Genomic DNA, 13,232 nt, shown 5'->3' on the forward strand with positions numbered 1-13,232 from the left:
TAGAGGCACGAATTTCACCTTATTTTTTCTTACTATGATTTGCCTCAATATTACCTTTAATTTGTTTCACTGCACTATCAAGTGCGGATTTTGGTGCTTCTTTATCTGATACAACTAATTGAAGCGCATCTCCAGCTGGTTTCCAAACTTCTTGCATTTCTGGAATATTTGGCATTGGAATTCCATTTTCAGATTGTGTCGCAACCGCTTTTGCAGCCTCATTTTCTTTAATGATTGGATCTTCCATTACTGATTTTACTGGTGGAATTTCTTTCGTTTTCTCAAAGCGAATTTTAGCATTTTCTTCATTTGTAACCCACTCAGTAAATTTTGTAGCTAAATCATTTTGTTTAGAGAAGCTTGTTACATGCCATCCTTTTACGCCAACGAACGTTTTCATCGGTTGACCATTTGGTAATTTCGGCATTGGAGCAACACCATAGTCTATTCCAGCCTTTTCCATCGCTTGGAATGCCCATGGACCATTCATAATAGATGCTGCTTTTCCTTCATTAAATAATCCATCTGCAGCTGAACCACCAGATTCACCGATAATACCTTTCGGGAATAACTTTTCTTTATACCATTTTTGAATATATTCAGCACCTTGTACCGCACCGCTATTATTTAATCCAATATCATTTGCATTTGGCTTTCCATCTTTTTCACCAAATACATAACCACCCATACCTGCCATAAATGCATTAGCAAAGTAGAAGTTATCTCCTAGTGCTAAAAATCCGTATTTTCCATCTTTCGTAAAGTCTTTTGAGAAGTTAAACAGTTCATCCATCGTTTCCGGCGCTTTTTGCATCATTTTTTTATTATAAATAAAGATTGGTGTTTCAATCGCTTTTGGTAAACCATATATTTTTCCGTTATATGTTTGTGCTTCTATTGATAAATCTGTAAATTTACTTTTTATTGTATCATCTACTTTCACTTCTGAAAGTAGCCCTTCTGTTACCGCATTACCAATATGATCATGTGGCAATGTTACAACATCTGGCCCTGTGCCAGCTGGACCGTCGAGACGAAGTTTTTCTATTTGTTTCGTCATCTGAACCTCTTCAACTTTTACTTTCACATTATATTTCTTTTCAAAACTTTTCACCGCTGGCTCTAGACCCACACCTTTTTTCTCATCTTCCCAAACAAGAAGATCATAGTCTTTTTTCGCCTTACTTTCCTCTTTTTTCCCTGAATCTTTCGGTCCACATGCAGATAACATACCAATAGATAATGCTGAAACCGTTAATAATGATAATGCTTTCTTCATCCCAAAAACCTCCCTAAATTGTCTATGTACCTCAGTAACTGAAAACGTTTGCATTTAATAGTTTAATTGAAGCGCAAACAATATCTCAAGTCTATGAAAACGTTTGCTCTATTTGTCTATCATTATACATTCTTTTATTCATTTTGCAAATATTAATTTAAAAATTATGTCATTATACTCTTTATACATTGACTTTATATGAAATGAATACTACTCTTATAAGCAATATTAAAGCTATAAGAAAGGCAATCGTTTGCAATACAGGCTTTATTATTACACTTAAGGGAATACTATGTATAGAGATATTGAAGGGGGATTTTCTATATGTTTAAAGAAGCCATTTATCATAGGCCGAAAGATAATTATGCATACGCTTACGATGAACAAACAATTCACATCCGAATACGTACTAAGAGAGATGATGCTCAAAGCGCCGATCTTATTTACGGTGATCCTTACGAATGGAAAGACGGGAAATGGATATCAGCAAGTACACCAATGAAAAAAACGGGTTCTACTGCATTATTTGATTATTGGTCCATTGCAATCGAACCAAAATTTAAGCGCTTACGTTATGGGTTTGAATTAAAATCTGAAACAGACACTCTTATTTATACAGAGCGAGGATTCTTTTCTAACATTCCAAATGATGATGTTGGTAACTTTTTTTGTTTTCCATTTATTCATGCAGATGATGTATTCAAAGCACCATCGTGGATTAAAGACACCATTTGGTATCAGATTTTCCCTGAACGATTCGCTAATGGCGATAGTACGCTGAATCCAGAAAACACCCTTCCTTGGGGAAGTACGAATCCAACTCCAACTAATTTTTTCGGCGGGGATTTTGCTGGTGTTATTCAAAACCTTGATTACCTTGTTAAGCTTGGCATTTCCGGAATATATTTCACACCTATTTTCAAAGCTCATTCAAACCATAAATATGACACAATTGACTATATGGAAATTGATCCACAATTTGGGACGAAAGAAACTTTTAAAGAGCTCATTGAAGAATGTCATAAACACGGTATAAAAGTAATGCTCGATGCTGTGTTTAATCATAGTGGATACTTTTTCGAGAAATTTCAAGACGTTCTAGAGAACGGTGAGAAGTCTGCATATAAAGAGTGGTTCCACATTCATGAATTTCCAATTATAACCGATCCACTTCCCAATTATGATACTTTCGCCTTTACACCGTATATGCCTAAATTAAATACAGCTCATCCAGATGTAAAAGAATACTTACTTGAAGTAGGACGTTATTGGGTACGAGAATTCAATATAGATGGCTGGCGCCTTGATGTCGCAAATGAAGTCGATCACAACTTTTGGAGAGAATTCCGAACTGAAATAAAGACATTAAATCCTGAAGTATATATTTTGGGAGAAATTTGGCACGATGCCCTTCCGTGGCTACAAGGCGATCAATTTGATGCTGTCATGAGCTACCCTGTTACAAACGCTCTACTTTCTTACTTTGCTAACGATTCCATTAAAGCAAGTGAATTTATGAAGCAAATTACAGAATCTCTACATTCCTACTCTATGAATGTCAATGAAGCAGCCTTTCATTTATTAGATAGCCATGATACTCCAAGAATTTTAACAACATGCAATGGAGATAAAAATAAGTTGAAATTGCTCTATGTATTCCATCTTTCTTTCATCGGCTCTCCATGTATTTATTACGGAGATGAAATCGGCATGGATGGTGGTATGGACCCCGATTGCCGTAAATGTATGATTTGGGATACTAAAGAACAAGATCATGCATTATTTACACATATACAAACATTGATTTCATTACGAAAACAACATGCAGCTTTTGGAGGACATGGTACTTTTCAATTCATCGAAGCAAATGATGAACATAATTATATTTCTTTTACGAAAACATATGAGGATGAAACTATCTTTTTCGTTTTAAACCCTACTAATAGTGAAGTTACAGTTTCACTCCCTCTTCATGTTACTGGTAAGAAAATAATTAACATTTATACAAATGAAGAATTTTCAGCAGAAGCAAGTGTATTACAAGTTACACTTCCTCCATATGGATTCTCCATATTAAAATGGTAACCCAAAAAATCCTTATGCCAAGGTGGCATAAGGATTTTTCTTATTTCAATTTGAATACCATCGCTTCATACGGACGTAATGTAATGTTATCTATCAATCCGATTTCTACATCGTAATTGTGTATGAATAATTCTGATTCACTATAACTAATATCCTCAGGCATTTCAAATACACTTTCATCCGCAGTAAAGTTTGCAATAACAAGTAGTTTTTCGTCTCCATATGTTCTTACATAAGCAAAAATAGAAGGATTATTCTCTAATATTAAATCATATGATCCATATACAACTATTTCATTATTTTTGCGTAGCTCAATTAATTTCTTATAGTAATAAAAAATTGAACCTTCATCTTGGATTGCTTGTTTCACATTAATCTCTTTATAGTTAGGATTTACAGTAATCCAAGGCTCACCCGTTGTAAATCCAGCGTGATTCTGATCATCCCACTGCATCGGAGTTCTAGCATTATCACGACCCTTTATATAAATAGATTCCATTACTTTTTCTATATCTTCACCATGGTCTATCACTTTTTCTTTATACATATTTAACGTTTCAATATCTCGATATTCATCAATTGATTGGAATCGAACGTTCGTCATTCCGATTTCTTCACCTTGATAAATATATGGCGTTCCTTTCATCATATGAAGAACAGTCGCCAACATTTTCGCAGATTCAATGCGATATATTCCATCATTACCAAAACGAGATACAACGCGAGGCTGATCATGGTTATTCCAATAAAGGCTATTCCATCCAGTATGCTCTAATGCTTTTTGCCACTTTGTTAAATTCACTTTTAAAGTAAGAAGTGAACATGGTTTTACATCCCACTTTCCACCTTCTCCTGAATCTAAATCCATATGTTCAAATTGGAATACCATTTGCAACTCTTTTCGTTCTTCTCCAGTATACAATTTGGCTTCTTCTGTCGTTACACCAGGCATTTCACCAACCGTCATAATATCATAATTCGATAATACTTCCTCATTCATTTCATGCAAATATTTATGAATGTTTGGACCGTTCATAAAATGTTTATGACCTGAAACATAACCATCTTCATCTGTTTCAACTGTTGGTAACCCTTCTTCTTTAGAAATAAAATTGATAACATCCATGCGGAATCCATCAATTCCTTTTTCTAACCAAAACTTCATCATCTCATAAACATCTTGTCTTACCTTTTCATTATCCCAGTTTAAATCCGGTTGTTTTTTAGAAAACAGATGTAAATAATATTCATCCGTCATTTCATCATACTTCCATGCAGATCCACTAAAAGCAGCTCCCCAGTTGTTCGGTTCTTTCCCTTCTTTTCCAGGACGCCATATATAGTAATCTCTATATTTATTATCTTTTGATTTACGTGATTCAATAAACCAATTATGTTCATCAGATGTATGATTAACAACTAAATCCATCATCAATTTCATATTACGTTCATGCATTTCATGTAATAGTTCATCCCAATCTTCCATTGTTCCGAACTCGTTCATAATTTTACAATAATCACTTATATCGTAACCATTATCATCATTTGGAGATTCATAGACTGGTGATAACCAAATCACATCAATCCCTAACTCTTTTAAGTAATCTAGCTTTGAAATAATCCCTTGAAGATCTCCTATACCATCACCATTACTATCCATAAAGCTACGAGGATAAATTTGATATACTACGCTTTCTTTCCACCATTGTTTTTCCATTATGCTACCCCATTTCATTCATAATTCATTTTTCTCTTTTTTTAAGGCGCAAACGTTTTCATTAATGAATGATAACAGATTCTATCTCAATTTAAAATAGCGCTTACAATTTTTATTGTTCTTTTTCTAAGAAAAAACGCGAAAATCACTAATAATTCTCCAATATATGAAAACGTTTTATTTTTTTATTTATTTTTTGAATCTATTCGTTTATAATGAACTCAAAGAAAACGTTTGCATAATTATTTCTAGGGGGAAATACCATGGCAGAACTTAAATTAGAAAACATTTATAAGATATATGATAATAACGTAACAGCTGTAACTGATTTTAATTTACACATTCAAGATAAAGAATTTATCGTATTTGTCGGTCCTTCTGGATGCGGAAAATCTACAACGTTACGAATGGTAGCTGGACTCGAAGATATTTCAAAAGGCGAGTTTTCAATTGATGGTAAACTAATGAATGATGTTCCTCCAAAAGATCGAGATATCGCAATGGTATTCCAAAACTACGCTCTTTATCCACATATGAGTGTATATGATAATATGGCATTTGGATTAAAACTTCGAAAAATACCAAAAAATGAAATCGATCGTCGTGTAAAAGATGCAGCAAAAATTTTAGGACTTGAACAATATTTAGATAGAAAACCGAAAGCATTATCAGGTGGACAGCGCCAACGTGTTGCGTTAGGTAGAGCAATCGTTCGAGATGCAAAAGTTTTCTTAATGGACGAGCCATTATCAAACTTAGATGCTAAACTCCGTGTTGCAATGCGCTCAGAAATTTCTAAGCTACATCATCGCCTTGGAACAACAACAATTTATGTAACACATGACCAAACAGAAGCAATGACTATGGCTTCGCGTCTTGTCGTTATGAAGGATGGAAAGATTCAACAAATTGGAACACCAAAAGAAGTATATGAAACACCAGAAAACATTTTCGTGGGTGGATTTATCGGGTCACCAGCGATGAACTTCTTCCGTGGTAAATTGACTGAAACCGATTTCGTTATAGACAATACTATAAAAATCAAAGTATCTGAAGGAAAAATGAAGATGCTACGTGAACAAGGCTATGTAAATAAGGAAATTGTTTTAGGTATTCGCCCGGAGGACATTCATGATGAACTACTATTTTTAGAAGCTTCACAATCTACTACTTTCACAACAAAAATTGAAGTTGCTGAATTGTTAGGTGCTGAATCTATTTTATATATGAAACTTGGAAATCAAGATTTTGCAGCACGTGTTGATGCAAGACATATATTCTCACCTGGAGACCAAATTAAATTGGCATTTGATTTAAATAAAGCGCATTTCTTTGACAGCCAAACAGAACAACGTATTCGCTAAAAAAATTTCCTTCTATATAACATACAAAAAAACCGTCCACATATATTGAGGGCGGTTTTCATTATTATACTAGGGCTTCTACTGTATGAAATGATTGTCCTTTCGTGCCAATAATACCGAAAATCGGTAAATCACTAAGCACCACTTCTTCTTGCTGTTTCATAAAAGATGACGTTAATTGTTTTATCTCTATCCAAACGTCATTAATACAAAGTACATTGGAATCGTTCTCTTGTTGGCGAGAAAAAATAGAATCTATTTTATATAAACCAGCATTTTGAAAAAGCATGTCAATGCGACTGAATGCATTCAAAGTAATGCTAATAACGCGTTGCCAATCTCCTTGCTTTTCCATATCATAGAATACAAAAAGGGCTTCTCCGCCTAGATTCGTAATTTCCTCCACTGTTGCTTGTCCACTTTCTTGATCAATGTCCGTCACAATTACTTTTGCGCCTTGTTTAGCCAACAAAAGAGCTGTATTACGTCCAATACCGATGCCACCGCCAGTTACGATAGCAACTTTTCCTGCAAGCTTCATTTTCATTACCCCTTCTATAAGTCTTACCGTCATTCAGTATACTCCTTTATGAGATTATTCTGCAAGCAAGAAAAATTGCTATTCAATTTGTAAGCGTTTACTTTTTATCCTTCTTTTTTCTTACTCTTACGCTGATCAAGAACTAGACCAATAAAAATGAGAATGCCCCAAAAAATTATGCTACCTCCTGTCATCTCAACTTCCCCCTTATTATATAAAGTAAAACTTTAATCAGCCCCAAATGGTGAGATAAAGATATTATTTTTAATTATTATACCATTATCTTAATTTTCAATCTATTATAAATAGAAATGACACATTTTAGCTTTTCCTCACTGTAAATATTCACAATATACTTATAAAATAAAAAAAGACCCTTTTTATATATAAAAAGGGTCTTTTTTTATTTTATTATACAAGACTTATTATTTTCGTCTTTGTAATTAAGTCCTGAAAACCGCAATTGTCTTTGCGGAACAACATCATATATACGTTACATATTAATGGAATTCCTAATAGCAATACGTTGGGTAATAACACTACAAAAAATCTTATAATTAATGTTTGCAACGTTAGCTTTTCACTCTTCAATGAAATTAATTTTATTCTTGTTACCTTTTTGCCAAGTGTAACACCGTTCCAAATAAAGGGTAACACAATAAAATATATCGCCATTAATATGAAAACTACTGCGAAATCATATCTAAAATCACCTAAGCTTATATTAAAGCGCTTAAACATAGCACTATAGTTTCCGGTCATAATAGCTACTACTGCACCATACATAACCGAGATTAAAAACATGTCAATTAGGGAAGCACCTATGCGATTCATTACAAGCGCTGGACGATGCATCTTTAACTTCATTTTATGTCGACTCCTTCATATCCTTCTTTACCCGTCTCATCGTACCACTTCTAAAAAACATTGTAAACTAGCGTTTCTCTTACTTTTCTTGTACAATTTGTTACAATAGCATTATAAAGGAGGTTCCCATATTGAAAAAATGGATAATCCTATTCGTCGCCTTCCTATTAACTGGTTGTGCAGGAAACACAAGTCACTTAACTTATACGGTTAACGATGAATACGAACTCATACGTACTTCTGGAAATGCATTTGAACTTTTCCCCTCGCAAGATGCTGTATATGCCACACAATACATCCCTGCAAAAATTACAGACATTGCTTGGGATGATAAATACATTATTGCAAAACAAACTGAGGAAAAATCAGATCCAAATAACCCTGACGCAGCAATTGCAAATAAAAAAAGTGAACATTATTGGATTATTGACGTAAAGCACAATAAACGTTTCGGTCCCTACAATGAAAAGCAATTTAATGAACAAAAAGATGCGTTTAAAATTAAGGTGCCTTTTCAAAATGTAGATTCATACATAAAAGAAATAAAAAAACAGTCAGCATAATATTTGAGTGCTGACTGTTTTTCTTACATTATTTTAAAAACACCTTACTCCGAAAGTGAGATATTAAACGTTTGTGACTCTTTTACAACATCTTGTGTTTCAGAATCTCCTGCAAGTAAATCATCAGTTGTAAACTGAATATCCTTTACTTTGTCTTTTCCATCGTCAAGTATTAAACCAATAATACCATCTCTTGTTTCACCAGGCTTATAGTCTTCTCTTGACACATTTTTTGTACCAACTAACGTATCTTCATCATATAAAAAGTTTTGAGTCGCTACTTTAAAATGTTGCTTACCATTAATCATAACATCATTCATTGAGAAAAATTGCATATTTTTATTTCCGCTATTCTCCACTTTATATGTAATCTCAACGTAACGAATTGTATTACTAATCTCTGTTCCACTTAGCGATGCATATAACTCTGCATCTTCTTGGCTTACTTTATCCCCTAATCTACGTTTTACTTCTTCAGGAGTTAGTGCCGTGTATACTTTCAATGTATTTTTTGCCTTTTCACTCATCTGTGATAAAGAGATTACTTTCACATCTTGTACGTGAATTTTCATTGGCGCTACTTCAAATGTTTGATTCACAGAGTGCATCTGCTCTAACTTGAAAGTACCCCATCCTGTTTCTTTCACTTTTTGTCCTACTTTTTTCAGCTCACGCCCACCATATTCTTTCGTTTCAGGAATAGATTCTTTCTTCTTCGGTTCAGCTTTCTTTTCTTCTTGATGGAAGCAACCACTTAACATAAGAAGAAAACTACATAAAACAAAAATACTTTTCCATGCTTTCATCATTTCATTTCTCCTAACACTATCATTCATGAATATAAAATTAGTCCCTTGCCTTGTAAACTATAGAAACAATGAAAAGTCCACAAAATGAACTTGTCAGTCCAGATACTATTATACCTCCAATTTGGAAAATATGAAAATAGGGATCTAGAAACGCATGCACGATAAATATAATAGTTGCCACAACAATTACTGAAATCCAATACTTTCTTTTTTCCGAAGCTAAAATAAGATCTTTACCCATTCCATTTCTATACTTCCATAAAACGTATACTAATAATAGAAAACCAATACATGTACTTCCATGTTGCATATATTTATAAACAGGGATACCGTACCATTCTCTTTGCAATAATGGTATTTTCATAACAAAATAGCCTGTCTTATGAGTGAATGCATCCCAAACAACATGCGTTAACATACCGAATAATGCTGAATAACAAAATACAAAAAGATCCTCCCATGTATGAAGCCCCCATCTCTTGTCTATTGCATATGTATAGTAGCCAGCAAATGGTTTAGGTAAATGTGTTATAAAAGGCTTTTTTAAAACGTAATGATATATACATGCTAACAAGAAGACAAGTGGTAAATTTAAATATAAGAACCCAAGCCACGTATGCCCAATAACACCATACGGTCTAAAGTGTAAAAAATATTCAAAGTCAGGCGCCATACTACCTAATATAAGAGCCGTTACGGAAATATGTTTAGAATGCTTTTTAGCCAAAGGAAGAACCGCTGCTGGATGTGCAAATGTAAACGGCATGTTTTAACTCCTTCTCACATTTTCAATAGAATACCATCTATCATAACGAGAGAATAGATCTTCATGCAATATTTATTTTCACATTGGAATATGATAGTTTAAATGATATAATCCACATAAAATATTCAGAAAATAAGGAAGGGATTCAGGTGTCATTAACACTTGTATTTGCTGCCTTTTTAGATTCAAAATCCGTTATGAATTGAGGTTTATATATTGATTGACGTACCCTTTTTACAAAATGTCACATTAAAAAAAGAAAATATCCCTAGTTTTTCCGCATATCCTTACTGCTTACCCGCTATCCGAACATTACAATCACTAGCTTTCCATCCAAATGTAACATTCATTATTGGAGAAAACGGAACGGGTAAATCAACATTACTTGAAGGAATTGCAATTGCGTTAGGTTTTAATGCAGAAGGTGGAACGAAAAATTTCCGCTTTAGCACAAACGATTCACATTCATCTTTACATGAATACCTTCGAATTTCAAAAAGTTTCAATACACCAAACGACGGTTTCTTTCTTCGCGCTGAATCTTTTTATAACGTTGCTTCTTATATTGATGAAATAGATGCTATAAAATCTTATGGCGGCGTTTCACTTCACGAGCAATCACATGGTGAATCATTCTTTTCCTTATTTATGAACCGTTTTTCAGGACAAGGTTTATACATTTTAGATGAGCCTGAGGCCGCTCTATCACCTATGAGACAACTTTCCATGCTCATTCGAATGCATGAACTAGCGGAACAAGGTTCACAATTTGTTATTGCGACGCATTCTCCTATTTTAATGGCTTACCCTGAATCTACTATATACTCTTTAACACAAGAGGGGATTCACGAATCCACATTAGAAGAAACCGAGCATTATCAAACGACGAAACTTTTCTTTGAAAATCGTGATCGATTATTTCATCATCTATTTGAGTCATAAAAAAAGAAGCAGCAATAGCTGCTTCTTTTTTATAGTGCTTCTATAAATAAGGCAACCCCGATACCGCCACCGACGCATAAAGAGGCAATTCCTTTTTCTAACCCACGTCTTTTTAATTCGTGAATTAAACTTACCGTAATACGAGCCCCTGTACAACCAATTGGATGCCCAAGTCCTACGCCACTACCGTTTACGTTCACTTTTTCACGGTCTAAGCCTAACTCTTTCTCTACAGCTAAATATTGAGCCGCGAAAGCTTCATTAATTTCAAGTAAATCTGCATCTTCCAATGACCAATCTACTTTTTCTAAACCTTTACGAATTGCTGGTGCTGGTCCAATACCCATAATTTTTGGATCTACTCCAGCTACTGAATATCCAACAATTCTAGCTAACGGTTGTAAACCTTTTTCTTTCGCTTTTTCTTCGCTCATTAATACTAGAACTGCACTCCCGTCATTAAGGCCAGATGCATTTCCCGCAGTCACTGATCCATCTTTACGGAATGCCGGCTTCAATCCAGCTAATTTTTCAGCTGTAATATCTGCACGTGGATGTTCATCCTTCGAAAATACAACTTCTTTTCTACGCTCTTTTATTGTAATAGGAACAATTTGATCGTCAAAGTATCCAGACTCGATTGCCTTCAGTGCCAATGTATGACTGCGAAGAGCAACTTCATCTTGTTCCTCTCTTGTAATTTCATATTGTTCAACTAAATTTTCCGCTGTTTCACCCATCATAATATGGTGAATCGGATCTTCTAACACTTCCCACACCGTGTCACGAATTTCTCCGTGCTGTAGACGTTGTCCCCAGCGGTGCTGTTTCAATGCATAAGGGCTCGAACTCATCGCTTCTACTCCACCTGCAACAACAACATCACTTACACCTAATTGGATTTGCATTGCAGCTGACATAATTGCTTGCATACCTGAAGAACATTGACGTTGGATTGTATATCCCGTAACTGTGTCAGGAAATCCTGCCGCTAATGCAGCTGTTCTCGCCGTATTTGCTTCATCAGTTCTTTGAATACAATGACCTAAAATTACTTCATCAACTTCATGTGGTTCTACCCCGCCTCGTTTTACAGCTTCCTGAAGTACAGGAACAGCTAATTCTACTGGCGTTACATTTTTTAGCGCTCCTCCAAAAGTTCCAATTGGCGAACGAACTGCAGCTGTAATAACAACATTATGCATTTTGTACTTGCCCCTCTCTTATGTACCCTAGTCAGTTTTTAGGTGAAATTCCATAAGATGTATATCTACAACTATCATACTATAAACATACTAAAAAATCAAAATATTTAATATAATAAAAATAGAAGGAATTAACCTTCTATTCTGTCAGTGCATATAAAAACTTTTGCAAAATTTTCTCTGTCGTTTCATTCAATTTTGGCAACTTATCTACTGGAAAATATTGAAGTTTCAACCCTTCATAATCGAGCTTTAATTCCCCGCTCACATGATGTGCCTGATACAGATGAATGACATTGAAAATTTCATCGCCATTCGGATAACGGAAATATACTTCTTTTCCTGATAGAACACCAAGAAATTGCATTATTTTTGCAGTTAACCCCGTTTCCTCAAATAACTCTCTACGTGCCGTTTCTTCTGTCGTTTCACCCAGTTCCATCGCCCCGCCAGGTACACCCCAATCATATGTATCTGAACGATATTGAAGCAATACTTCTTGATTATCATTTAATATAATGATTGCTGATCCTACGAGAATAAGCGGTCTTGTACCAACGACTTTTCGTAACTCTTCAATATACCCCATATGTAAATTCCCCTTTCCCTAACCTCCCTTATCATAACAAAATTTCTCTCTTTTTGTTCATGTAATTTTAAAGAAAAAAAGGAAGCTTTCGCCTCCATTTTTTCACCTTTATTTCTTAAAACTTTCATATTTTACAGCTTCAAAAGCTTCCTCAATTTCATCATTACGATAATGGACATATGTAAAACGGCCCAATTCTACTAACCTTGCTATTTCCTGTAACGCTTTATGCTGCTCATATGTTTCTTTCAGCTTAATATGTACATAAAACTTCATTAAAGGATGTTCATATAAAGGTTCTCCCACCTCTACATATACATCTTCAACCCCTTGTACAACTCTTACATAACTCGCAAATTGATAAAGTGCTTCTCTGTCTGAAACGATTTTTAATGTATACATATATTCTCCCCCTTTCCTTTACTATATCGAGGGTGTTGCAAAACTAAAATAAATATGCAATGTTATGAATCAGAAAAACTAGCTGAACATGCAATAGATAGCG

The 13,232-nt window shown here is 34.5% G+C and carries 14 protein-coding genes; 4 read left to right on the top strand and 10 right to left on the bottom strand.

Annotated features, from left to right (window positions below; translation table 11 throughout):
- Positions 1-19: 19 nt before the first annotated feature.
- Positions 20-1,279, bottom strand: a complete 1,260-nt coding sequence (locus tag ACQRBL_RS19950; RefSeq protein ID WP_411996572.1) for an extracellular solute-binding protein — start codon at positions 1,277-1,279, stop codon at positions 20-22.
- Positions 1,280-1,603: 324 nt separating this feature from the next.
- Here ACQRBL_RS19950 and ACQRBL_RS19955 point away from each other — a divergent pair, with 324 nt between their 5' ends.
- Positions 1,604-3,364 carry an alpha-glycosidase gene (locus ACQRBL_RS19955; protein WP_411996573.1) on the top strand — a complete coding sequence of 587 codons (1,761 nt, stop codon included), beginning with the start codon at positions 1,604-1,606 and terminating at the stop codon, positions 3,362-3,364.
- A 40-nt stretch (positions 3,365-3,404) separates the two neighbouring features.
- Here ACQRBL_RS19955 and malL read toward each other — a convergent pair whose 3' ends face one another.
- The gene (malL, locus tag ACQRBL_RS19960; protein WP_411996574.1) at positions 3,405-5,081 is read right to left on the bottom strand and encodes an oligo-1,6-glucosidase; all 1,677 of its coding nucleotides are present in this window, start codon (positions 5,079-5,081) and stop codon (positions 3,405-3,407) included.
- A 263-nt stretch (positions 5,082-5,344) separates the two neighbouring features.
- On the opposite strand from malL, the gene ACQRBL_RS19965 reads away from it, so the two are divergent.
- Positions 5,345-6,445: an ABC transporter ATP-binding protein gene (locus ACQRBL_RS19965; RefSeq protein ID WP_411996575.1), complete on the top strand. Its 1,101-nt coding sequence runs from the start codon at positions 5,345-5,347 to the stop codon at positions 6,443-6,445.
- A 64-nt stretch (positions 6,446-6,509) separates the two neighbouring features.
- Here ACQRBL_RS19965 and ACQRBL_RS19970 read toward each other — a convergent pair whose 3' ends face one another.
- From ACQRBL_RS19970 to ACQRBL_RS19980, 3 genes are all read right to left on the bottom strand, one after another.
- Positions 6,510-7,019, bottom strand: coding sequence for an SDR family NAD(P)-dependent oxidoreductase (locus ACQRBL_RS19970; RefSeq protein WP_000218413.1), 510 nt, complete (start codon positions 7,017-7,019; stop codon positions 6,510-6,512).
- Positions 7,020-7,090: 71 nt separating this feature from the next.
- Complete coding sequence (locus ACQRBL_RS19975) at positions 7,091-7,180, bottom strand: hypothetical protein (RefSeq protein WP_000145638.1); 90 nt, start codon at positions 7,178-7,180, stop codon at positions 7,091-7,093.
- A gap of 217 nt (positions 7,181-7,397) precedes the next feature.
- Positions 7,398-7,853: an RDD family protein gene (locus tag ACQRBL_RS19980; RefSeq protein WP_000769080.1), complete on the bottom strand. Its 456-nt coding sequence runs from the start codon at positions 7,851-7,853 to the stop codon at positions 7,398-7,400.
- A 131-nt stretch (positions 7,854-7,984) separates the two neighbouring features.
- Here ACQRBL_RS19980 and ACQRBL_RS19985 point away from each other — a divergent pair, with 131 nt between their 5' ends.
- Positions 7,985-8,416 (top strand): DUF3997 domain-containing protein, encoded by a 432-nt coding sequence (locus ACQRBL_RS19985; RefSeq protein ID WP_000758789.1) that lies wholly within the window; start codon positions 7,985-7,987, stop codon positions 8,414-8,416.
- A gap of 44 nt (positions 8,417-8,460) precedes the next feature.
- Here the strand turns inward: ACQRBL_RS19985 and ACQRBL_RS19990 are convergent, their stop codons facing one another.
- Both ACQRBL_RS19990 and ACQRBL_RS19995 read right to left on the bottom strand, forming a co-directional pair.
- Positions 8,461-9,225, bottom strand: a complete 765-nt coding sequence (locus ACQRBL_RS19990) for a hypothetical protein (protein ID WP_000973900.1) — start codon at positions 9,223-9,225, stop codon at positions 8,461-8,463.
- Positions 9,226-9,262: 37 nt separating this feature from the next.
- Positions 9,263-9,991, bottom strand: a complete 729-nt coding sequence (locus tag ACQRBL_RS19995) for a DUF4184 family protein (protein WP_001116896.1) — start codon at positions 9,989-9,991, stop codon at positions 9,263-9,265.
- Positions 9,992-10,207: 216 nt separating this feature from the next.
- On the opposite strand from ACQRBL_RS19995, the gene ACQRBL_RS20000 reads away from it, so the two are divergent.
- A complete protein-coding gene (locus tag ACQRBL_RS20000; protein WP_000568001.1) occupies positions 10,208-10,933 on the top strand; it encodes an AAA family ATPase in 726 nt (241 codons plus the stop codon).
- A 29-nt stretch (positions 10,934-10,962) separates the two neighbouring features.
- Here ACQRBL_RS20000 and ACQRBL_RS20005 read toward each other — a convergent pair whose 3' ends face one another.
- The 3 genes from ACQRBL_RS20005 to ACQRBL_RS20015 form a co-directional block, all read right to left on the bottom strand.
- The gene (locus ACQRBL_RS20005) at positions 10,963-12,138 is read right to left on the bottom strand and encodes an acetyl-CoA C-acetyltransferase (RefSeq protein WP_000552078.1); all 1,176 of its coding nucleotides are present in this window, start codon (positions 12,136-12,138) and stop codon (positions 10,963-10,965) included.
- A 139-nt stretch (positions 12,139-12,277) separates the two neighbouring features.
- Positions 12,278-12,727, bottom strand: a complete 450-nt coding sequence (locus tag ACQRBL_RS20010) for an NUDIX hydrolase (protein WP_411996576.1) — start codon at positions 12,725-12,727, stop codon at positions 12,278-12,280.
- Between the two features lie 108 nt (positions 12,728-12,835).
- Entirely contained in the window at positions 12,836-13,129 is a 294-nt protein-coding gene (locus ACQRBL_RS20015) for a DUF3928 family protein (protein WP_000288330.1), read from the bottom strand.
- Positions 13,130-13,232: the final 103 nt, after the last annotated feature.

The sequence above is a fragment of the Bacillus sp. AF62 genome (assembly GCF_050312695.1).
GTDB lineage: Bacteria > Bacillota > Bacilli > Bacillales > Bacillaceae_G > Bacillus_A > Bacillus_A cereus.